The sequence below is a fragment of the Alkalihalobacterium sp. TH-98 genome, assembly GCF_057473385.1.
This window is the reverse complement of the sequence record NZ_JBYCKM010000045.1, coordinates 678,871-699,670: the sequence shown is the minus strand read 5'-3', so window position 1 is coordinate 699,670 and position 20,800 is coordinate 678,871. Positions and strand designations below refer to the sequence as shown.

Here is a 20,800-nt window from a genome sequence, read left to right as displayed (position 1 = left end):
TTATAAAGGATAATGGTTTTTGCTCCGATTGACTAGAGTTTTAAAAATAATTAATTTTTCACAAAAATAAAAAAGCCCCCATATCCTTTAACAGATCTAGCTTGGGGGCAATTGTTAAGTTTACATTAATCCATCTTGTTCAAATAAGTAACTGTATGGAATATCAACAAATAAAAATAAATGATCATCCATCGGAAATGAGTACGTTCTAATCATTTCATCCTTTTCAATATCAGTATAAAGATCAGATAATATCCCTTTTCGTTCGTAATTCATCCGAACGATATTTTCTAGAAAATAAGGTCGCCAACTCCAGTTCTTAAAGCGGCTTCCTTCTAGTAAGTGCCATTTGCCGTCTACATCTTTAACCGCATTCCCGGATTGCTGATAACCATCATGGTCACAAATGTATACACGAAACGAAATCTCGCTCAATTCCTTGGCGATTTTCAAGACAACGTCGTCATAACTATCGAGTGCCTTCACTTTCTTAATTGAGTTTCTTATCAACTGTGAAAGTTTCTCTGTCAATGAAATTTGTGCCTCAATCTTTTTTCGTTCAAAATGGATAAAATGGTGGAATTCCTTTTTTAGTGAACTTTTACAAAAATCTATTTCCTGAAAGGTTGGTTTCGGTCTAGATAGGTAGTACCCTTGGTAATAATGCCCGCCATTTCTCCAGGCGTAATTCAACTGGTTAAAACTTCCTATTCCTTCAAACATTAAAGTTGCCCCTATTTTTCTAGTAAGTAATGATAGAGAATAGAGAACATCACGATAAAGTTGTGGAAAAGCATCCCCTTCTAAAAACTGTAAATCTACCTTGACGATATTAGGTCTCAGCAACGCAATTTGGTCTAGGTTACTTCCCGTTTTACCGACATCATCAATAGCGATTTGAATTCCCAAGCTTTGAATATAAGTTAATAAATGCTTTAGCGACGAAATATTCCCTTTAAAATCCTGCTCCGCAAATTCTATTACGATATTTGATAGTAGAAGTCCTTTTGTTTCATAAGATTTTAAATTATTTATGAGTTGGTCGCCATTATCTTTTAAAATTTCATTCATATCTACATTGATAAACAGTTTTGCCTCTATGTTATATTCTAATAGTTTTTCAATCGCTAGATGACATACATATTCATCTACTTCTTGACGATACTCGTCGGGAATTGATTGATCTTTAAAAAACCAACCTAAGCTTTTTACACCATCTTCCATTTGGATACGTGCTAATGATTCATATCCAATAACTAACTGTGTATCCGCACTTACGATTGGTTGAAAATATGGAATAATTTTATCTTTATTCATTATGACATCTAATGCATCCAAATCCTCACCTCCAAGTTTCAAAAAGAAGGACATCCATATTATAGCATACCATCTAGGGATTAGAACTTGGATGCGACTACTATCTACCTCTATCTATAAATTCAATAATTTGCTCCGCTACTTCTTTCGGACGTTCTTCAGGTACTAAGTGTCCTGTTTCTTCAAATATCACGATACCAGCGTTGGGTAAGTCGGTCTGCAGTCTTTTTCCGATATACAGTGGAATTACTTGATCATGTTTTCCCCAAAACAATAAAACCGGTTGTTCAATTTCCTTTAGTTGCTCTGCTGTTAAATCACCTTCACGATGACGCAGCACCCGGACTAACGAGTGAAAAAAACGATCGTCCTCAAACGCTTTTGCATATTCATTCACATCATCTGGATTAATGGTTTCTTTGTTATAGACCACATAGGATAACGCATCTTTATAATCTCGTTTGACAAAAAAGCTCTTCACTAGTCTTGGAGCAAACGGAAGATATGAAGCGTAACGATATTTTCTTTTGGCCCGCTTTAAATAACCTGAGCTTGAAAGTAGGACAACTTTTTTGACTCGTTCAGGTTTTAATTTAGCCATATATAAAGCAACTTGGCCACCCATGGAGTGACCTGAAGCTATAACTTCTTTGATGTTTAACATATTCAAAAGTGAAAAAATAAGATTTGCATAATTATGAAAGGAATAGATAAAAGAATTCGATTTCTCACTTTTGCCGAATCCCGGTAAATCAATAGCTACAATAGAAAAATGTTTAGCTATATACGGAATGAGGTGACGAAAGCAATGAGTCGACGAAACAAAACCATGAATCAGTACAATAACCGGCTTTCCAACAGTTTGCTCGTGACAGTAATATTCATAATGCACTTTCACATTATCCACTAGTACGGTTTCGGCTTTTTCAAAATAGTGCTGTATCATCAGGAACACCTCACCCAATGTGTTTTTTGTATAGAATTGCCTTTATTTTAACAAACTATAACTCAAATAACCGAAGTATAGGGGGGATAAAGTGAAAAATAACAATAAGCGAATCACAGTTGAACCACGTACAAAAGATTATGGATTAGAAGCGAAAATTGACTTGGAATACACGAAGGATTATGGTGACGGTTTTGCGATGGAAGATGTGAGCGATGATGATCACAATGACCTCCATGTCGATCCAGGCCCACTAAAAGACCGCATAGGGATACAAAAAAGAAATTTATAGAGGAAAAGAGCATCATAGCAAATTATTACTCACTTAAAAATGGAAGGCTGACTGCATATACTTAAATACATGTTTCTATTGTATCTGTTTGTTGCTAGTGCAACTGCTATGATGTGATGAGTCAGCCCTCTTTTACACTTTTTTACCTTATAACAGCCATTATTCAGGTACTATTCTTCTTTCAATGGTTCTATAACCTTCTGAATCAAATCTTCTTGCAGTGCAATTAGTTTATCCTTAATGGTGATCATATCATAATATTCGTCAATTACATCTTGCGCCTCTTTTGCTTTCCTTAAATGTCCTGTGCCATCCTTCATACAGCCTTTATAATTTTTTTCGCATTGATTAATGGCTGGCATATCAGTTTCTTCTATACTCGGGTCAATACAAAATTCAAACATATCAATGACTTTATCCCGCTCACTTTTAGGATCAATGACATGGGGGGCAGTTCCGTCAAGGATAGCAATCTTTAAATCTTCAATAATAATCATATCAACACTCGAGGGATCAAAGCCACATAAGAAATACGTTACATCCATCCCGCGTTGAAGTGCTTCTGTTGCTATTTTCCGCATTAACGTTGATTTACCGCTTCCAGAGCGCCCCTTAATAATATATCTTGTTTTTAAATCTGCGGTCAGCTCTTCAATAAAGTGCACGGCCCCTTTTGGTGTTGCTGCACCGAAAAAGATTTGTTCTTTACTACCCACTTTCTTTTTCCCTTTTCTCGATTGTAAGATCGCTCTTTTCAGTTTATCAGTTACTTCATTTGCTTTATTAAAATCCATTGCAGACAAATAAATTTGCTCTTTCATCTCATGGTGTTCTTTAGCTTGCGAAAACTGTTCATATGCAAGTTGAATTTGGTAGTCACGCTCATGTTCCAACTGCCTAATTTGTTTAAGGAATTGAGCGGCCTTTTGGTCATCCAACGCTTTTTTAAAGTTAATAAAAATAACTGTTTGCTCAGCAAAGTTTGTGTTGATGTTCTTTAACATATCGTAGGATACAACAGCTAATTTCAAATCTTGAATTCGCAAACCTTCAACATAATCGTTGTTACTTGGGCTGTGGAAATAATCAACAAAGTAATTGTTTTCATTCAGTGCATGCCCGATCCTCTCGAGTGTCTCATGGCATTGTTTCATCGAGAGATCTTTTAACACAAACATACATTCAAACTGCTGAGCTAATTCAGGTAAAACAGAGAAATACCCTACTCTCGTATGTCCGCTAACATAGAACCTTCGATCCATTTTCATAAATAAACCCCACCTTAAGATTTTTTGAAAGGTGATAAACCGTTTCAATCATAGATAATCATTATCCAAGTTTTACTTTGTGTAGTGAGTCATTTTATTAGTAAAATATAGACATTAACCTATTGTAAACCTATGCAAAATTATTAAATTGGTTACAAATTTGCACAATAAAAACAGGCTAGCTCTTATTTGAGCCAGCCTGTTTATCATTTTGATAGATCATATGGTGTTTCTTGGTATACGTAATAATTGAGCCAGTTTGAAAATAATAAATTAGAATGAGCTCGCCAACGCAATAACGGTTTTTCTTTCGCATCATCATTCGGAAAATAGTTAATCGGCATTTCTATACTGAGTCCTTTATTTACATCTCTTTCGTATTCATCTTGCAACGTCGTACAGTCATATTCAGAATGTCCAGACACAAATATCTGCTTTCCATTTCTTGAAGCAACGATATATACACCAGCTTCAGGTGACTCACTAAGTATTTCTAAATCCGGTACCTTTTCAATATCTTCCTTTCTCACTTCAGTATGGCGCGAATGAGGTGCTAGGAAGACATCATCAAAGCCTCTTAGCAATTTAATATTGGATTCATTTTTTACATTGTGAGGAAACACACCGAACATCTTTTTCTTAAGTGGATATTTTGGCACCCCATAATGGTAATAGAGCCCTGCTTGTGCCCCCCAGCAAATATGTAATGTTGAAGTCACATTGGAGATCGTCCATTCCATAATTTGTTTTAACTCATCCCAATAATTAACCTCTTCAAAAACTAACTTCTCAATGGGGGCTCCTGTAATAATCATACCATCAAACTTTTGATTTTTAATATCTTCAAATGTTTTATAAAAAGAAGATAAGTGTTCTTCCGACGTATTTTTTGATTTATGTGTATCTGGATGTATAAATACTACATCTACTTGCAGAGGGGTATTACCTAACAAACGAAGTAATTGAGTTTCGGTTACTTCTTTAATCGGCATCAAGTTTAAAATAACAATTTTTAATGGACGGATATCTTGCTTATACGCCCTGCTTTCATCCATGACAAAGATATTTTCATTTGACAAAATTTCTTTTGCTGGTAAATGATCTGGAACTCTAATTGGCATTTTTCTAACTCCTTTTTGACAGGATAAATCTTAGGTAAAACAACCATCCTAAACATAAATAAACATTAGGAGGAATTATATAATGATTGGACCTGTTATTCGCAAAGTAGTCAAGCTTATCCTGATAAAACAGGGAATTAAACTTCTTAATGGATTTCTTAATAAAAAACTTAAAAAAATGATGTAAAAACTTTACCCTTTTAATTTATTAAATTATCATGAATTTATATAATTCGCAATTGTTATTTTAGTTTAAGTTTAAGTTAAGTGCTTATTCTTAAGATATTGGGCTCACATTTATTGTTGAGCCCAATATCTCATACGGTACAGCGTGAAGATATTAGGCATCCGCTCTGCTAAAGTTAAAAGCATGGAGCTAAGATATTTTAGAAAAGAGGATATTATAATTTTACATAACACAGTCTAGTTAAATTAATATCGAGGTGGATCGTATGAAAGTCCGATTAGAATGGAACTACCAAATTCCAAAAAGTAAAAAAACTTATTTACTTACAACCGACTTTATGAGTGTACAAGATATTCTTTATGTAACAAGGGATATTGAAAAAACGGGAAGAGTTAAACAGATACAATTTTTTGATCAAATGGACTCCGAATGGACTAAAAAAGAGCTTGAAAAACTATTAGAGAAAGAAGCTGAAGAGCCACAGCAAATAATTGCTTATTTTGATGGAGGCTACGATAAGTTAACGAATACCGCTGGTTTAGGCATTGTTATTTATTATGAAAAAGACGGACAGAAGTTTCGTGTGCGAAAAAATGAGCGTATAGAAGAAATTGATTCAAACAATGAAGCCGAATACGCCGCTCTTTGGAACTTACTGCTTCAGTTAGAAGAACTCGACGTGCATCATACAGAACTCACGATAAAAGGTGACTCATTAGTCGTCATCAATCAATTAACAAACGAATGGCCTTGTTACGAGGAAGACTTAGAGCGCTGGTTAGAAAGAATAGAGAAAAAAACAAAACAACTAGGCTACAAAGTAAATTATCAATCGATATCGAGAAAAGAAAATCGGGAAGCCGATCAACTCGCTTCCCAAGCTTTAAACGAAATATTTATATCTAGTCATTCTAATTTAAATGATGGAGACAGCTAACCTCCTTATAATTAAAAAGGAGACAACTCTCGCATAATAATTACTGTAGGGTTGTCTTCTAACGAAAATTCTTCTCCACTTTCAAGTAATCTTATGTGAGGGCGATGAAGGTGGGTTTCTATCTTTGTAACAATGGCTTCACTACCCGTGTTTAGTTCTACTTTCATCCCCGGTAAATAAGAAGGAACGCTTTTAAACAATGCATCTACAATTCGATGCGAGTAGACCTTATCCGACTTGGTCATAAGCATCTCTATTGCCGTATAAGGACTTATTCCCTCTTTGGAAATAAGATGTTCGTACTCATTGGCAATCGCACACACTTGAGCAAATTCCAGGATCTCATTTCCACTGATCCTTCTAGGGAAGCCCTGTCCACGAAGACACTCATGATGTTGGTAGGCAATATGAGCACAGACCAAGTTTACTTCACGAACGTTTCGAATTAAGTTAAATCCTTTAATAGTATGTTCCTCATAAACATCAGTTACGGCTTTACCAATATCATGAACTAAACACCCAAAAGCGAGATCCTTAAGCTGAAGCTCATTGTATTGAAGGAACTTCCCCATCTGCAGTGCAATTAACGTTACATTAACACAATGTGCTTGTTCTTGTACTTCATCTGCTGCAGAAGTAGAAGGAGCTAGCATGATAACTCGACGACTTCTTACTTCAGTTATTAACTTTTTCACGGTATTCTGAATATCTCGGAATGGCAGCAATTGTTTATCTTTTACCGCCTTATAGGCAGAATGCACCGATCTGATTGCATCAATCCAAGTAGGCATATCTACTATTTCATCTAATGTAATTCCATTTGAAACTGCATCTTCTATAATTAAGTAGCTGATCTTTAAGCTTTGTAGTTTTTCTAAGTATTTTGGATGAATTCGATGACCTGCCCCGAGTAAAACTCTCCCCTTAACATCATAAATCGGCTTGGCAAGCTCCATTGTTTTTTGATTGTATTCTTCTATCTGTATAAGACGCAATACCCTTCACTCTCTTTACAATTATGTAATACTTTTATTTTAACATAATCTTCTTGAAATAAAGGGGGGCTTATCTCCTCTTTTTGTGAATTTTTGTTAATAATTGTTCTGCAAAATAATTTTCAATCCTTGTAATTCCAAGTGGTTCTGGTACTCTGCCATAATCTTCATGATGGAAATCCGAACCCCCGGTTCTCAGCAATGACAGGTTATACTTTTCTTCAATACGTTGAACAAGCTGCTCATAATGTTTACGATCTTCTGGTGAATGATCACGGTGATAAACTTCTACCCCATCTAATCCATATTCAGCAACAAGTGTCTCAATCCAGTCATCCAAATCATAGTACACAGGATGAGCTAAAATTGAGACTCCATTCATTCGCTTAATCCAATTCAATGCTTCTTCAGGCTTCATTTCTTTTTCCTTTGGTACATAACAAGGGCGTCCTTCTGCTAGAAACTTTTCAAAGGCCTCCGCTACGTCTTTCACAAACCCTCTTTTAATTAACGCCTTTGCCACGTGCGGCCTTCCAATACTTCCCCCGTCTACAAACTCCAGGACATCTTCAGCTGTTACGATGAGACCAACATCTTTTAATTTCCCTAGAATGACATCCAACCTTTTTCTTCTCATTTCTTGTTGACCCTTTAGCATCACACATAATTCTTCATTTTCGTAGTCTAGACCATACCCAAGAATATGAACGCTTTTCCCATTATACTTTGTTGAAAATTCAATTCCTGGGATTACAGTAATACCTAATTGTTTACCTGTTTCAATGGCTTCTTTAACACCTGCAGTCGTGTCATGATCTGTTAACGCAATATATTCAAGACCGACATCCTTACACTTTTGAATCAGCTCACCTGGTCGGTAACCACCGTCAGATGCTGTAGAATGCATATGTAAATCTGTATCTGTATTCCCGAGCTCGTTTTTCATCCCATCATTCCTTTTCGTCGTTCACCATTTTTATCCTTTCATGATCAACATACCAGATCACTTGTCCTGTTCGCAAATGATCTGTGTAGATAAATTCATAGTTATCATTTAGCGGTACCCAAAATGCTGCTTCGCCCCGCACGGTTCGTCCCGGTGCAATCTGACCGCCCAAGATCCCCTTTGTTTCATAGTGGTGGTCATGCTTATGGGCGAAACCTTCTTCATCGACCATCGTTAGCTTATGTAAAGTGAACTCATGGATTTGGTCTTTTCTATTGGTAATGCTTACGTCAACGATGATATATCCATATTCCCCATCTGCTGGTTCAAGTTTTACTTCATTTAATCTAAAATCAATTCCATTGATTTCTACAGAATCACCAACCTCTAATCGGTCACTTATCGTTTCAATGGCTTCAGAATTTACCATTGTAGACCCGGCATAGTTTGTCCCTGCCCAAAAACCGACAACACCAAATAATATCGAACTCAACGCTAATAATAAAATATATTTTTGCTTAATCATAATTTACTCCCTCTTTTACAATTGGTATTAAATTACCCATTGAATATTATGTGGAGGAAGCTTCTTTCATTCTTTTGTTATATGGCATTTATGTGAAAAACCATTGGTCAAGTAGAATAGCCTCTTAACTAATGGCATTCTTTATCGCTCACTATTCAATTTTCCACCAAGTATCGAACACTGTGACTGGTAACTTTCGTTTATGTTCAGTCAATATATAACGCTTTTCGATTTTTTCTTTAATACCAGATGGCACTTCTTTTCCTTCTAAATAATCATCTAACTGGTCATAACTCATACCTAGTGCCACTTCGTCTGGTAACGCTGGTCTATTTTCTTCTAAGTCTGCAGTTGGTTCTTTTTCATATAAATGAGATGGACATCCTAATTCTTTTAACAATGCTTTTCCTTGACGTTTTGTTAACCCAAACAATGGAGCAATGTCACAAGCACCATCTCCATGTTTTGTATAAAATCCAGTAACAGCTTCAGCTGCATGATCCGTACCTACAACTAAACATTGATAGTGTGCACCAATGTCATATTGAACTTTCATTCGTTCTCTTGCCTTTGTGTTACCTTTATTAAAATCTGATAACGTTTGACCAGTTGCTTGTGTAACTGATGAATAAGCTGCATCAACTGCCGGTTTTATATTTACTGTCACCCTTTGTGAAGGTTGAATAAAATCTAATGCATCTTGTGCATCCTGTTCATCTAGTTGGACACCATACGGAAGTCGTACGGCTATAAACGTATATTGTTTAGTTTTAGTTTCACTATTTAATTCATCGACTGCCATCTGAACCAGTTTTCCTGTTAAAGTTGAATCCTGTCCTCCTGAAATGCCAAGTACATACCCTTTTGTTCGAGTATGCAGTAAGTATCGTTTTAAAAAATCAACTCTTCGTTGAATTTCTACAGTTGGCTCGATTTCAGGTTGCACTTGTAACGCCCGCATAATTTGTTGTTGCATTTTTTCCAATTATATTACCCCCAATAACATTCTATCCTGCTATTAATTTGCCCGCTTTCACTAATGACAAACGGTATCTCCACCCTAACATATACATTACATTTTAAATATTGTCATTTCTTTTGTTAAAAAATCTTTCATTTTAATTTTAACACGGAAATCAGGATGGCATAATGGCGTATGACTGTAGCACCGAACGATTAAAAATAAGTCGTATTTTAGCTCACATAGGCATCAAAAAAAGCAGGATTGCCTTTTCACAATACCTGCTTTTCCATTGAATTAATAATTGCCGCGTTCACGGTCTTCTTGTTCATCTTTAATTTCAGATTCAAATGCGTGGATACTCTCGCGGCGACGGTCATTTTTTTGCTCAATAGCTTGTCTTTCAGCCCCATCCACATCACTTTGCGCTAAAGTCTCTTCAGCTGCTTCAATGTTTTGGATCGTATTTTCTCGCATTTGTTGTAATCGTTCTACATTGTTTTTGCGGTTATCTGGTTTTGCCATGGAAGTTCCTCCTTAAGATTTGTACAAATCTATTTTGCTGCTGGAGGTTCCTTTATATTCGGCTTAGAACTTTACTCCACTTCCTTTTTTTCACGCTCATAAACAGCATGCCAATCCGGTAAATGTTTTCTAATGGAAATAGGGCGGAAGGATTCTTTCTTAACACATACGTGTTCACTGGTCCCTGTTACACATTGAACCCCGTTCCCATTTACAATGTTATATCCATATACGACTCTTATTCCATCATAGCGTTCTATCCACGTTTCAATTGTGACTGTATCCCCATATTTAGCTGGAAATTTATAAGCTAAATTAATTGCAGTAACTGGAGACAAAATTCCGTCACTTTCCATCTCGGCGTAATTAAAACCTAATTCTCTTATTAAATGGGTACGACCTAACTCACACCATACGACGTAATTGGAGTGATGAACGACTCCCATTTGATCTGTTTCTTTATATCGGACTTCAATTTCAGTTACTGACTTTTTCATATTTAGAGCTCCTTCCCTAAAGTTGCACTCTTTCTTAGAAATTTCCTAAAACTCTAATTCGAGTGTTAAAAAACAAAATCCTCTTTCGTTAATATCATCAGGTCATCTGGTTGAATTTCATCTTCTTTTAACTGGCAAATTCGTTGGGCTTGTTCGCGAATGGCTAATTCCACTAAATTCACAGCATAACGTCCATTACTTGTTATTGCAATGTTTTGAATTCCTTTTTCGAGGTGTTTAATGGCTCCGTCATCTAGTTGATAACCGTACTCTAATGCATACATCGTCACCATGCGCAAGATTTCGTCTTTTGAGTAATCCTCAAAATGAATGTACTTCTTAAATCTCGACTCTAAACCTGGATTTTGCACAATCAAACGCTTCATTTCATTCGGATAGCCCGCTAAGATCACGACTAGATTTTCATTATGTCTCGTCATCTCTTCAACTAATGTGTCAATTGCTTCTCGTCCAAAGTCTTTTTCTCCGCCAGCAGCTAATGAATAAGCTTCATCAATAAAGAGGACACCGCCCAAGGCTTCTCGAATTTTTTTCTTCGTTTTTATTGCTGTTTGTCCCATATAGCCAGCCACAAGATCTGTTCGACCAGCGACGATGACATGTCCACGTTTTAGTAAACCCATTTCCTTTAATAATTTTGAGAATAGTTTAGCTACTGTCGTTTTACCTGTTCCTGGATTACCTGTAAAAATAGAATGAAGCTGAACGGGTATGACACGCATGTTCTTTTCTGCTCTTAATTGTTGAACACGAACTAATGAGCTAAGTGCTTGTACTTCCCGCTTTACTTCATCTAAACCAATTAAGCGAGACAGTTGTTCCAATGCACTGTCTTCGTTTTCTTCAATTGTACGTTGGTCGGCTTTAACATCTTTTCCGTCAAGCACCGTAAGTTGATCGATTGTTAAGGACTTCGCTGTATCGACCCGAGATCCTTTTTTAAAAATGGAATCAAGTACGATATTTTTCACTGTCCGTGCGTTACCGAATGTTTCATCTACTTGCTCTGTTTCAATCCGTTTTCTTAACTCTCTTAACCCGTCCATTGAGATAACAAAATCATTTTCAAGTGCCATTCTTTCACCAATTAATAGCAACTCATCAATAGAATAGTCGGGTAAATGAATGTGATTCGGCTCCGGGAACCGACTTCTAAGACCTGGGTTTGCCCAAAGAAATTGCCGCATTTCTTCTGGATAACCCGCTAATATCACTGCAAACTTCCCAGCATAATCGCTGCTGGACATCGCTGAAACTAACGTATCAATGACAGCTTGTCCATAGTCATTACTTGCTGCACCTTCTCTTTTTAAACTATAAGCTTCATCAATAAAGAGAATACCACCCATTGCTTTTTCAATTATGTTTATTGTATTTTCTTCCGTTTGTCCTACGAAGCCGCCAACAAGTTGAGAACGGTCGACCTCAAGCACATCTTCTCGCGGCAAAATTCCAAGTTCATAATAAATTTTTGCAAGTAGACGAGCTAACATCGTTTTGCCGGTTCCAGGATTTCCTGTAATGATCATATTTAAACTCAAGTCATCTTGAATGCGAAACCCTTCTTCTTTACGATGGCGTTGATATTGAAGAAAATGATAAAGTCCCCTCACTCGTTCCTTCACGTCTTTTAAACCGATCATTTGATTTAATGTTTTTAGCGATTGGGGGTATCGGTCGTTCGGTGTCATCTTTGCATTTTCTTTTTGAATTGCTTCTTGCCAAGCTTTTTTGGATTCCTCTATCGCTTTTATCGACGATCTAATTTCTTTTAACTGTGAGGCAGAATAAAAGATGCCTGTGGCAGACTCTTGATAAGCCTCAGTCGCTTTTGCAATAGCTAACATCGGCTCATGTAATTCTGAAATGATCTTTTCTAGTTGAGTTACTTTTTCAATTTGTTTATTGTTTTGATTTAGTTCAGCTGACTGTTTGGCTTGATTAAGAATAGAATAAACTTCCGAAGCTTTCGAAAAGAATTGGTTTGCAATCTGAAAATAATCTTGAGCGATTTTTTTCTTCGAAGCCCCATGATCTGTTTCCCGTATTTGTGGTAATTTTTCTGGGATAATATCAATTTCTAATTGTGAGATTAGTCGTTCGGTATCAATCTGATTAGCTAATGGATGGTTCGGTTCAATAGTCAATGCCTCGTCTAGCCATTTTTTTAGTAGCGGATCATCAAGACTATAACGTTCACTTCTTTTTAGAGCTAATAAGCTTAAAACAGATGCACGAAGCCTGCGAGATGCAGGTTCCGTTCGATTCTCTAAGATAGTAAGGTAGCGAAGGGCTACAGCTTCTTGGATAAATTGTTCAGGTTCCTCTAGCCATACTTGGACGTCATTTTGAATTTGGTCAATTGATACTCTTAGCTCGTTCATCAAGATGTTCACCTCTATGTCCAACTTATTTCTTTATTTTACCATCACCTGTTTTTCCTGAATATCCTCTTTGTGTTTCTTTGCTCTTACATAGGTTCCTATATATACCCCTGATAAAACGAAAGCCGCTCCGACTCCATGAGCTATTGTAAATGTTTCACCTAGAAACAGTGTCGCCATAATAACAGCTGAAACAGGCATAACATTGATAAAGATAGATGCCTTAGCAGCACCGACTTTTTGTATCCCTTGATAGTACATAATAAAACTAATAACCGTAACAAATACACTCATATGAAGAAGAGATGCCCATACCCCAATTGACGCGCCTTGTACCTGGGTCCATGTTAGTTCATAAAGTGCAAATGGTAATAAAAAGAGGGTTCCGAAAAATACAGCATACGTCGTTGATACAATGGCACTATATTTTCCAAGCACAACTTTTCCTAATACACTATAGAGTGCCCAGCTAATAACCGCTCCTAATAATATAAAATCAATCGGTTCAAAACCTAGCTTTACTAAATCTAGGAGGTGGCCATTTGAAATAATAATCGCAACACCAAATAAAGCTACACTCATTCCAACAATGTGACGTTTTGTAATTGTTTCTTTTAGAAATAAACCTGATAGTAACACAATTAATACCGGGTTAGATGCAATAAAAAGAGAACTTTTAATTACGGGTGCATGTTTACTCGCTAAAAAGAAGCAAATATTATAAATCGCTATACCGGTTAAACCTAGTAATGCAAATAGTCCCCAATCTTTTTTTGTAGGCTTCGGGCGATTCTTCTCCATCACCCACATAATTGGAAACAACAAAAGTGCCGCTCCAAGGAAACGAAAAAAGGCAACTGTAGCAGGTTCAAAGCTCTCTACCGCAACCTTTCCAGCAATAAATGCACTTCCCCATATACTCGTTGCCACCGCTAACATTATGTACGTTAAAATAGGTGATTTTTGTTTTTCCATTGTACTCCCTCAATTTCACGATTATTTTCTTTATTGTAACACCTTTTTCGGAAAACGAAATATGTGAAGTTGTCGGATTTTAAGAAAAGCGGAGGGCCCTGGAGCTAGACATCTTCGAAAAGCGGAAGGCGCCTGAAGCTAGACATCTTCGAATTTTATAATTCTTCCTTATAAAAAAATTAACACAAGATACGGTGTGATTCCCCTTTAAACTAAAAAAGAGGGAACTATTATCGTTCCCCCAGAATCGTTACTAATGGCAATATACCCCTTCTTCAAGAAAGCCTCTCATGTATCCACCGATAACATCCTCATTTTCATCGAAAAATTCAATCGGGTGATTCGGATCCCATTCTGTATCAGCACTAATTACGTTGATAAACGTATTGTTTTCTACTCGTGCTTCACTTGTTTGCCCTTCAAAATAAATGGTCACTCGGTCCACACCTATAGGCTCACGAATATGCCCAATTGTTACATACGTAAATGGCTGATCTTCTTGAAGCCATGGACCGTTTCGAACAATAAAAGTACGAATTTTATGATCCATTTCACTAATAGGAATACCGCCGATCATTAAGTTACTATCATTAACTTTAAAATACTCCTCGCCCTCTTGATATAAAAGGTCTGCTGCTAATCGATCGTAGTCAATATGATAAACAACCGCGACAAAACCATCATGAAGTCTACGTTCAACCAATACTTCAATCTCTCCAGCTTGACTGGATTGAATTGCTTGTAACGGAGTAACAAACGCCTCTTCCCCAATCCAACCTTGGCTTGATGGCTGCGTGCTGAGTAAGAGTCCTATTAAGGTCACTACTGCAAAAAAAGTAGACACGACCGTGATCCTAATTACCCCTTTACCTTTCATAATTTCAACTATTAACAGAAAAAGAAGTACTGCAGCACCGACTGAAACGCTCGCTGACAACCAATTCACCGAGAAAGCAAGCGGCACCAATGAACCAATATGATCACCAACCATCCACTGATATAACAAGGAAGGATCAGTCGATTGTAGTGTTCTGGCGACTTCATGCGGCGGGACTCTTTCAGTCATAATAGCTGTAATTCCAAAAATCATTAGACCGACAATACTTTCTCCTTTTAAGGTTCGCTTAAAGCTCGAAATACCAACTTTTTGTAATCTTACCCTTAATAAGAAGCCATGAACTACCCCATAAACTACGATTGGAATAATTAAGATATGCTTTAATAGCAATAACTGCCCATAAGAAAGCACCCAAGAGTTCACATACTCTGGAACAATAATTGTCATTAATAATAACCCCGATAAAATTAACATACTTACGGCACCTATTGCGACAGGAGAAAACCAACGAATAAATGAGGACCACTTTTGTAAGTTATCATCATTTGCAAACCAACTAACTATAAAAATTGTACCCATCCATATCGTTGCAGCAATAAAGTGCATTCCATTATACAAAAAGCCGCTAGCCTCGTCTAAAGAAGCAGCATGGCTAGCCCAACTCGATGAAACTGTAAACGCAAGAACGAGAATAAAAAATAGACTTTTGGCGAACATGGATTGCGTCTGCTCAACGATAAAATAACTAACACTTACGAGTAAAGCCAGAATCATCGTAACCATCCAAGCTTGCCCGATTTTATAGCCAAGCACAACTTGTGTGAAAGTTGAGAAGAATGGAGCTTCATATTGTATGTGAATAAAATAGGACACTGATACTACCGGGACGATACTTAACAAGGGGATTAAACCAATGCTTCCATAAACGAAACGGCTTTTCACAAAAAATGAAGGTCTCCATTGACGAGGTACCACTAATAGTAAAGCTATACCTAGCAAAAATGAAAATAAAACATACAGCAGCGCCTGACTCAATTCAACCATTTCTAATCCCCCTCTCCACTTATTTACGGCGACGTAAAAGTACTACAGCTCCGATGACAACAACCAAACCAATTAGTAAAAATAGAATAATATTTGTCGCTTCTTCCGTGTCTTCTTCTATCATTTCTTCACTCTCAACTAGTTCTTCTTCCATTATTTCTTCTTCTAAAACTTCTTCATTAATCTGCGGAACTTCTTCATCTGCTTCAGGAACCTCTTCGTTCACGACTTCTGGTTGAGGCGCATCAACTGCAAATGAAATCATACCTTCAGTTGTGTGTCCGTCACTTCCTAGAGCGGTCCACTGTATCGTATAATGACCACTGTAAATTAACTCATCTAATAACACCACTAAAGTTCGTTCTTCAACATATTGCTCCCGAATTAGAACATTTACTCCGTCCTCATCAACAAGTTCAATCGACGTATGTTCTTCAATGCCCGCATCAAACTGTAATAAAATTTCTTTTAATGGCTCATTTACTACTTCTCCTTCACTAGGTGTAGATGAACTAACATATGAATGACCCAACACTTGTAAGGGCATTAATAAACAAATAACAAATAACAAGCCGACAAATTTTTTCATTATTTCCACTCCTATAAAACCAAGTATTCACCTATGTATTATACACTATATATTAACAATGTGAACTAATCGTGAAAAGTAAAAAGTTTTTTTAGCTAATTTCTTTAAATAAAAGACCTGTCTCGTTATAATTGGTTAAGTTACTAATAGATCAAAATGAGCGCTCATTACCTTAACCACACTACACTTGCAACGAGGAGAGTTTAATGTTTAAAAAAATTGGGGTAGTTACTCTTTATATTATCATCGGATATTTACTATACATTTATGGAGATCAATTAATAGGCTGGCTAAACACGTATGCTAGAAATTATCTACTATTAACGATGATGGTTGCCACTTTATTATCTTTATTTCCCATTATCCCTTACCCTATTATTGGCGGAATCGTTGGCGCAGCTTTCGGCCCAGCATTAGGAGCCTTTGTCATTTGGGTAGGTTCTTCGGCAGCTTCTATTATTATGTTTTTGGTCATTCGTTTTAGTTTTCAAGATTGGGGTAACGCAATCTTGCGTAATTACAAGCCTTTAGAGAAAGTTACCGTTTTGTTTGAGCGAAATGCATTTTTTGCCTTATTTTTAAGTCGACTCATACCATTTATTCCTTCGATCATCGTTAACGTTTATGCTGCTTTAAGCAGGGTTTCATTTATTAACTATGCCGTTGCATCCTCCCTAGGGAAGATGCCATCCATGATGTTATTTGCCATTGTTGGGAATACACTAGTAACCAATCCGCGGGACTTGGTTCTAATATTCTTCTTTTATATAGTATTTGTAGGAATCGTTTTCGGTTGTTATAAACTTTGGAAAAAACGTGTCCTACATCTGAATGAGTCATAAACAAATAAGGAACCTTAACTAAAATGTTAAGGTTCCTTATTTCTTATAAAAGATAATAACCCGCCTATTAATCGACCTCAGAAACACAAATAGTAGGACTCCTATTAATGCACCAAACGTATTTAATATAACATCGTCAATATTTGCAACGCGATACGTAAACATAAACTGACTAGACTCAATAAAAATGGATACAATACAGCCGGCAATTGTAATCTTTAAAATAACTTTTTTTAACTGTTTCATTGCAAATGGAAGTAAAAAACCGAACGGCATAAATAAGACAACATTTCCCACTAATATGGTAATTGGGTCCATTATATCTTTACTAAAAACAGAAATTCGGTAAATACTTCTAAAAGGAATTAAATTAAAATTGCGGCCACCTGGTCCTTCAGCTCCAAGTGAAGCTCCATAATTCCAAGCAAACAACGTGACATAAAAAAGTAAGCATAAGTAAATTATAAATAAAACAAGAGCAAAGGCTCTTATTTGTTGAGAAGAAGATAATTTTCGTTCGTTATTGTTATTAATAGAAAACACGTCCTTCTAATCCACATCGTAACTTAATCTTTGTTTCATTATTGAATTTTTTGGACGATTAGACAAGACTTTTTCTTCTCAAATTTTTGATGAATTTCATCACTTTTCAACACCACGTTTTTGCATTATTTTTACAACTGCTTCTTTCGGATCCCAACAATTAAATTGATAATTTGATTTTGTTTCGTACTTTAAACGAGAACAAAAATAATGGGTATTTCCATCGTTTTTTAAAACTTTAAAGTGCTTGCAAGTAGCACAGCAATGATATTGTTCTTTACCCATACTATCCCCTCTTTAATTCTTTTTCTTCATGATAGCATGGTACTATTGACGTTACGAGGAAAAAGTATTGGTAACAGCAGCTCAACAAGACTTGAATATAAGGTTAACCACCACAAAAAAGTGCTAGGCCTCAACTGAGATGGTGCTATGATTTATAGCACTCCATCATAATTGAGGTCAACTAGCACTTAACGCTTATCCTTTTGGCGGGACATAATCAGGATGTTCATTTCCTTTTGTATTCATTTTCTTTCCGTTATTAGAGTCACTTTTTCTAGGCTGTGTACCTAGGTGATTTGGGCGAAACTTATCAAATGCGTGCTTTGACTTTGCCATTGTTCTCCCCCTTTCTCTACCTATAATGTAAGCAGAAAGGGTGCGAATCATAAGTGGCAGTTTTTGAAAAGAAAAGCGCAAGATCCAGTTTAGCGCGTTCAGGCTGGAGCCTGCCGTATAAGATAAAGGAAACACGGTAAACAGATTTAAAATGCCACACCATTTTCCTTCTGAATTTTTTGTTCCCAGCGCTCTTCAATTTTTTCAAGCGCTTCTTTATCATTCATTAGTTGCCGTTTATTTTCTTGAACTAATTCCTCAAATGATAATTTTCTGACTTTCCTCATGTATATCACTCCTAACAAATAGTATCACTATTTTTACTGTTATAGAGTGAATTTATACCTAATTGTAAGAAAACTCTTACTTTATATTATTATTGTGGCCCTTAATACCCTATTGTGCTCCTTGTTTTTCCTGTGGGCTTATATAGATTTGTCCTGATTCATCCATTGTCATTAGAAATATGTCTTTATAGCTGCCATAACCATGCTTGGTCACTTGGTCTCTGAGCCAATCAATGGTCCCTACCTTATTAACATTCGCTAAGATAATATGTCCATCTTCAATAAGTACGGTTGGATATCCTTTATTGGGTGTTTCTATGGACATATCCTGTGGAGTGATCGTGTCGTATTGACTTTTTTTAATGACACTAATCTGTCCATTCGCTTCCAATATAGCATAATCAACTTCGTTTAAATTCGTTTCAAGTAACCGCATATCCATTAATAAGGAATCAATTGTAACTTTAGCTTTTGTCATTTCCTCTTTTAAGATTTTTCCGTGGCGAATTAAAATGATTGGTTCATCTTCAACAACTCTTCTAAATCGTGGAGTATGTAGCGATATTACGGTTAATGCTAAATGCAGTCCTACAATTAATGCTGCTGCTGCTAATGGTCCACCTAATGGGAGTTCACCACTTGATAAAGGCTCCCCAACAATATCACCAATAATAACACCAAAAATAAAGTCAATAGGATTCACAGTACTTAGAGAGCGCTGACCTAATATCTTAACCAAAAGAAAAACATAAACATAAACAATAAGTGCTCGTATCAAAAATCCGTACACTGCTAAATCAGGTGACCCTGTCCAAAATTCAAACATGTAATGTATACTCCTTTCTAAATTAAGCAGGCTGACTCAAACAAAGTAAAATACACCACTCTATAGATTGGGTGTATAAACACAGGAGTCAGCCCATACCGTCTTAGCCTTGAAAGAAGCCATATCGAGAAGTCTTTTTATACAAAAACAGTTTTACTGATTTTGATTAAATTGCGGCTCCTCGTTTAAAACTTGCTGATATCGACCTTCAAGTAAATTACAGATGTTCTTTTGCTGTTGAGCTAATTGTTCGAACATTTGCTTTGCTTGTTGATTTTCTGTTTCCAACGAAAATTGTACAAGACTAGCTTGAACACTTTGGGCTTGTGCCAGCGCTTGTTGAATTTGCGTTTGAACTGTCATATCACTAGTCTCCCCTACTTGTCCATGTCGCGACTCATTTTTTCAGATTCTACTTCCGCATAAGATGCAAACTCTTCTGCATGGTTTTGTTTGCCTTGCTTTTTAGCATTGTTATTTCGATTGGCATTTGCATTGCCTTTTTTTGTACGTCCCATTTCTTTTTTCCTCTCTTTCACAGAAGTTTTAATTTTTCGTTCATAGGTTTGGCTAAAGTAGAAGAAAATATGAATGTAAAATGGAAGGGGGATTCAAAATGTCTAGCAAGTCAAACGAAGAAATTCAATCTATACTTAATCACCTAAATGATTGGAAAGGTGAACAGCTTTCTATTGAGAAACAAGAACGAGATGATGTAGACAGGAATACTCTGTCACTAGAGGAAGTGGAAATTGTTGAACAAGTGGAAGATACCGATGATTATGTTGATCCGTACACCATTCAATTACGTGGGAAGGGCACAGTCGTTCATACAAATGGAAAAGCCAAACTTCCATTAAATAGTTATGAATTACCGATCCGACAACTGTTATCATTTGAAACATCTAGAGAGTTTATGACCATTAAGACCGACCGGGCTACGTATTATATTAAGAAATAACATTGATGTTACTTGTGTTAGATCATATTTGAATTTTACAAGAAAAGAAAAGCGGAAGGCGTCTGCTTTCGGCTACAAGCGCTGGAGGGCCAGCAATAAGTGGCTTGCTCTTTAGACACGCTTGAGGGACCGAAGCGACCTCGAGCCGATGGCACCTGGAGCTAGACACGAAAAGCGGAAGGTGCCTTCTTTGCGGCGACAAGCGCTGGAGAGCCAGCAATAAGTGGCTTGCTCTTTAGACACGCTTGAGGGACCGAAGCGACCTCGAGCCGATGGCACCTGGAGCTAGACATCTTCGAACTTTTAGATTTTCTAATCTCTTAAAATAAAACAAGGCTGACCCAATGGTCA

Annotated in this window: 25 protein-coding genes; 4 read left to right on the top strand and 21 right to left on the bottom strand. The window is 36.7% G+C overall.

Going from position 1 to position 20,800, the window contains the following annotated elements; all coding sequences use genetic code 11:
- Nucleotides 1–120: 120 nt before the first annotated feature.
- Nucleotides 121–1,338 carry an EAL domain-containing protein gene (locus AC2VNP_RS19100; RefSeq protein WP_486918840.1) on the bottom strand — a complete coding sequence of 406 codons (1,218 nt, stop codon included), beginning with the start codon at nt 1,336–1,338 and terminating at the stop codon, nt 121–123.
- A 79-nt stretch (nt 1,339–1,417) separates the two neighbouring features.
- Nucleotides 1,418–2,263: an alpha/beta fold hydrolase gene (locus tag AC2VNP_RS19095; protein WP_486918839.1), complete on the bottom strand. Its 846-nt coding sequence runs from the start codon at nt 2,261–2,263 to the stop codon at nt 1,418–1,420.
- A 91-nt stretch (nt 2,264–2,354) separates the two neighbouring features.
- Here AC2VNP_RS19095 and AC2VNP_RS19090 point away from each other — a divergent pair, with 91 nt between their 5' ends.
- A complete protein-coding gene (locus AC2VNP_RS19090; protein ID WP_486918838.1) occupies nt 2,355–2,555 on the top strand; it encodes a hypothetical protein in 201 nt (66 codons plus the stop codon).
- A 170-nt stretch (nt 2,556–2,725) separates the two neighbouring features.
- Here AC2VNP_RS19090 and AC2VNP_RS19085 read toward each other — a convergent pair whose 3' ends face one another.
- Together AC2VNP_RS19085 and metA are read right to left on the bottom strand one after the other, a co-directional pair.
- Nucleotides 2,726–3,823: a hypothetical protein gene (locus AC2VNP_RS19085; RefSeq protein WP_486918837.1), complete on the bottom strand. Its 1,098-nt coding sequence runs from the start codon at nt 3,821–3,823 to the stop codon at nt 2,726–2,728.
- A 206-nt stretch (nt 3,824–4,029) separates the two neighbouring features.
- A complete protein-coding gene (metA, locus tag AC2VNP_RS19080; RefSeq protein ID WP_486918836.1) occupies nt 4,030–4,944 on the bottom strand; it encodes a homoserine O-acetyltransferase MetA in 915 nt (304 codons plus the stop codon).
- Nucleotides 4,945–5,396: 452 nt separating this feature from the next.
- Here metA and AC2VNP_RS19075 point away from each other — a divergent pair, with 452 nt between their 5' ends.
- Nucleotides 5,397–6,068 carry a reverse transcriptase-like protein gene (locus AC2VNP_RS19075; RefSeq protein WP_486918835.1) on the top strand — a complete coding sequence of 224 codons (672 nt, stop codon included), beginning with the start codon at nt 5,397–5,399 and terminating at the stop codon, nt 6,066–6,068.
- 11 nt (nt 6,069–6,079) lie between these two features.
- Here the strand turns inward: AC2VNP_RS19075 and AC2VNP_RS19070 are convergent, their stop codons facing one another.
- The 10 genes from AC2VNP_RS19070 to AC2VNP_RS19025 form a co-directional block, all read right to left on the bottom strand.
- On the bottom strand, nt 6,080–7,063 hold the full coding sequence (locus AC2VNP_RS19070) for an HD-GYP domain-containing protein (RefSeq protein ID WP_486918834.1): 984 nt from the start codon (nt 7,061–7,063) through the stop codon (nt 6,080–6,082).
- Nucleotides 7,064–7,133: 70 nt separating this feature from the next.
- The gene (locus AC2VNP_RS19065) at nt 7,134–8,009 is read right to left on the bottom strand and encodes a PHP domain-containing protein (RefSeq protein WP_486918833.1); all 876 of its coding nucleotides are present in this window, start codon (nt 8,007–8,009) and stop codon (nt 7,134–7,136) included.
- A gap of 4 nt (nt 8,010–8,013) precedes the next feature.
- Entirely contained in the window at nt 8,014–8,535 is a 522-nt protein-coding gene (locus AC2VNP_RS19060) for a DUF4352 domain-containing protein (protein WP_486918832.1), read from the bottom strand.
- 151 nt (nt 8,536–8,686) lie between these two features.
- Nucleotides 8,687–9,511: an ammonia-dependent NAD(+) synthetase gene (nadE, locus tag AC2VNP_RS19055; RefSeq protein ID WP_486918892.1), complete on the bottom strand. Its 825-nt coding sequence runs from the start codon at nt 9,509–9,511 to the stop codon at nt 8,687–8,689.
- A 282-nt stretch (nt 9,512–9,793) separates the two neighbouring features.
- On the bottom strand, nt 9,794–10,021 hold the full coding sequence (tlp, locus tag AC2VNP_RS19050; RefSeq protein WP_275117458.1) for a small acid-soluble spore protein Tlp: 228 nt from the start codon (nt 10,019–10,021) through the stop codon (nt 9,794–9,796).
- Nucleotides 10,022–10,092: 71 nt separating this feature from the next.
- Nucleotides 10,093–10,518 carry an acyl-CoA thioesterase gene (locus tag AC2VNP_RS19045; protein ID WP_486918831.1) on the bottom strand — a complete coding sequence of 142 codons (426 nt, stop codon included), beginning with the start codon at nt 10,516–10,518 and terminating at the stop codon, nt 10,093–10,095.
- A 65-nt stretch (nt 10,519–10,583) separates the two neighbouring features.
- Nucleotides 10,584–12,923, bottom strand: coding sequence for an AAA family ATPase (locus tag AC2VNP_RS19040; RefSeq protein ID WP_486918830.1), 2,340 nt, complete (start codon nt 12,921–12,923; stop codon nt 10,584–10,586).
- A gap of 33 nt (nt 12,924–12,956) precedes the next feature.
- Nucleotides 12,957–13,898, bottom strand: a complete 942-nt coding sequence (locus AC2VNP_RS19035; protein WP_486918829.1) for a DMT family transporter — start codon at nt 13,896–13,898, stop codon at nt 12,957–12,959.
- Nucleotides 13,899–14,151: 253 nt separating this feature from the next.
- The gene (locus AC2VNP_RS19030; RefSeq protein WP_486918828.1) at nt 14,152–15,780 is read right to left on the bottom strand and encodes a copper resistance D family protein; all 1,629 of its coding nucleotides are present in this window, start codon (nt 15,778–15,780) and stop codon (nt 14,152–14,154) included.
- 19 nt (nt 15,781–15,799) lie between these two features.
- Nucleotides 15,800–16,369, bottom strand: a complete 570-nt coding sequence (locus AC2VNP_RS19025; protein WP_486918827.1) for a copper resistance CopC family protein — start codon at nt 16,367–16,369, stop codon at nt 15,800–15,802.
- A 206-nt stretch (nt 16,370–16,575) separates the two neighbouring features.
- On the opposite strand from AC2VNP_RS19025, the gene AC2VNP_RS19020 reads away from it, so the two are divergent.
- Entirely contained in the window at nt 16,576–17,211 is a 636-nt protein-coding gene (locus AC2VNP_RS19020) for a TVP38/TMEM64 family protein (RefSeq protein ID WP_486918826.1), read from the top strand.
- Between the two features lie 36 nt (nt 17,212–17,247).
- Here AC2VNP_RS19020 and AC2VNP_RS19015 read toward each other — a convergent pair whose 3' ends face one another.
- From AC2VNP_RS19015 to AC2VNP_RS18985, 7 genes are all read right to left on the bottom strand, one after another.
- Nucleotides 17,248–17,754, bottom strand: coding sequence for a VanZ family protein (locus AC2VNP_RS19015; protein ID WP_486918825.1), 507 nt, complete (start codon nt 17,752–17,754; stop codon nt 17,248–17,250).
- Nucleotides 17,755–17,853: 99 nt separating this feature from the next.
- The gene (locus AC2VNP_RS19010) at nt 17,854–18,039 is read right to left on the bottom strand and encodes a hypothetical protein (protein WP_486918824.1); all 186 of its coding nucleotides are present in this window, start codon (nt 18,037–18,039) and stop codon (nt 17,854–17,856) included.
- A gap of 195 nt (nt 18,040–18,234) precedes the next feature.
- Nucleotides 18,235–18,375 carry an acid-soluble spore protein N gene (locus AC2VNP_RS19005; RefSeq protein ID WP_216827844.1) on the bottom strand — a complete coding sequence of 47 codons (141 nt, stop codon included), beginning with the start codon at nt 18,373–18,375 and terminating at the stop codon, nt 18,235–18,237.
- Between the two features lie 146 nt (nt 18,376–18,521).
- Complete coding sequence (locus tag AC2VNP_RS19000; protein WP_486918823.1) at nt 18,522–18,662, bottom strand: FbpB family small basic protein; 141 nt, start codon at nt 18,660–18,662, stop codon at nt 18,522–18,524.
- A gap of 109 nt (nt 18,663–18,771) precedes the next feature.
- Nucleotides 18,772–19,488, bottom strand: a complete 717-nt coding sequence (locus AC2VNP_RS18995; protein ID WP_486918822.1) for a DUF421 domain-containing protein — start codon at nt 19,486–19,488, stop codon at nt 18,772–18,774.
- A 153-nt stretch (nt 19,489–19,641) separates the two neighbouring features.
- The gene (locus AC2VNP_RS18990) at nt 19,642–19,851 is read right to left on the bottom strand and encodes a DUF1657 domain-containing protein (RefSeq protein WP_486918821.1); all 210 of its coding nucleotides are present in this window, start codon (nt 19,849–19,851) and stop codon (nt 19,642–19,644) included.
- A gap of 14 nt (nt 19,852–19,865) precedes the next feature.
- Complete coding sequence (locus AC2VNP_RS18985; protein WP_486918820.1) at nt 19,866–20,006, bottom strand: hypothetical protein; 141 nt, start codon at nt 20,004–20,006, stop codon at nt 19,866–19,868.
- 98 nt (nt 20,007–20,104) lie between these two features.
- On the opposite strand from AC2VNP_RS18985, the gene ymzB reads away from it, so the two are divergent.
- On the top strand, nt 20,105–20,449 hold the full coding sequence (gene ymzB / locus AC2VNP_RS18980) for a protein YmzB (protein ID WP_486918819.1): 345 nt from the start codon (nt 20,105–20,107) through the stop codon (nt 20,447–20,449).
- Nucleotides 20,450–20,800: the final 351 nt, after the last annotated feature.

What these genes read in the sequence shown, in the direction of transcription:
- AC2VNP_RS19095 (WP_486918839.1), bottom strand. Translation starts at nt 2,263, where the DNA reads ATGATACAGCACTATTTTGAAAAAGCCGAAACCGTACTAGTGGATAAT.
- AC2VNP_RS19020 (WP_486918826.1), top strand. Translation starts at nt 16,576, where the DNA reads ATGTTTAAAAAAATTGGGGTAGTTACTCTTTATATTATCATCGGATAT.
- tlp (WP_275117458.1), bottom strand. Translation starts at nt 10,021, where the DNA reads ATGGCAAAACCAGATAACCGCAAAAACAATGTAGAACGATTACAACAA.
- nadE (WP_486918892.1), bottom strand. Translation starts at nt 9,511, where the DNA reads ATGCAACAACAAATTATGCGGGCGTTACAAGTGCAACCTGAAATCGAG.
- AC2VNP_RS19030 (WP_486918828.1), bottom strand. Translation starts at nt 15,780, where the DNA reads ATGGTTGAATTGAGTCAGGCGCTGCTGTATGTTTTATTTTCATTTTTG.
- AC2VNP_RS18990 (WP_486918821.1), bottom strand. Translation starts at nt 19,851, where the DNA reads ATGACAGTTCAAACGCAAATTCAACAAGCGCTGGCACAAGCCCAAAGT.
- AC2VNP_RS19040 (WP_486918830.1), bottom strand. Translation starts at nt 12,923, where the DNA reads ATGAACGAGCTAAGAGTATCAATTGACCAAATTCAAAATGACGTCCAA.
- AC2VNP_RS19000 (WP_486918823.1), bottom strand. Translation starts at nt 18,662, where the DNA reads ATGAGGAAAGTCAGAAAATTATCATTTGAGGAATTAGTTCAAGAAAAT.
- AC2VNP_RS19025 (WP_486918827.1), bottom strand. Translation starts at nt 16,369, where the DNA reads ATGAAAAAATTTGTCGGCTTGTTATTTGTTATTTGTTTATTAATGCCC.
- ymzB (WP_486918819.1), top strand. Translation starts at nt 20,105, where the DNA reads ATGTCTAGCAAGTCAAACGAAGAAATTCAATCTATACTTAATCACCTA.
- AC2VNP_RS19065 (WP_486918833.1), bottom strand. Translation starts at nt 8,009, where the DNA reads ATGAAAAACGAGCTCGGGAATACAGATACAGATTTACATATGCATTCT.
- AC2VNP_RS19035 (WP_486918829.1), bottom strand. Translation starts at nt 13,898, where the DNA reads ATGGAAAAACAAAAATCACCTATTTTAACGTACATAATGTTAGCGGTG.
- AC2VNP_RS19060 (WP_486918832.1), bottom strand. Translation starts at nt 8,535, where the DNA reads ATGATTAAGCAAAAATATATTTTATTATTAGCGTTGAGTTCGATATTA.
- AC2VNP_RS19010 (WP_486918824.1), bottom strand. Translation starts at nt 18,039, where the DNA reads ATGGGTAAAGAACAATATCATTGCTGTGCTACTTGCAAGCACTTTAAA.
- AC2VNP_RS19075 (WP_486918835.1), top strand. Translation starts at nt 5,397, where the DNA reads ATGAAAGTCCGATTAGAATGGAACTACCAAATTCCAAAAAGTAAAAAA.
- metA (WP_486918836.1), bottom strand. Translation starts at nt 4,944, where the DNA reads ATGCCAATTAGAGTTCCAGATCATTTACCAGCAAAAGAAATTTTGTCA.
- AC2VNP_RS18985 (WP_486918820.1), bottom strand. Translation starts at nt 20,006, where the DNA reads ATGGGACGTACAAAAAAAGGCAATGCAAATGCCAATCGAAATAACAAT.
- AC2VNP_RS18995 (WP_486918822.1), bottom strand. Translation starts at nt 19,488, where the DNA reads ATGTTTGAATTTTGGACAGGGTCACCTGATTTAGCAGTGTACGGATTT.
- AC2VNP_RS19005 (WP_216827844.1), bottom strand. Translation starts at nt 18,375, where the DNA reads ATGGCAAAGTCAAAGCACGCATTTGATAAGTTTCGCCCAAATCACCTA.
- AC2VNP_RS19045 (WP_486918831.1), bottom strand. Translation starts at nt 10,518, where the DNA reads ATGAAAAAGTCAGTAACTGAAATTGAAGTCCGATATAAAGAAACAGAT.
- AC2VNP_RS19085 (WP_486918837.1), bottom strand. Translation starts at nt 3,823, where the DNA reads ATGAAAATGGATCGAAGGTTCTATGTTAGCGGACATACGAGAGTAGGG.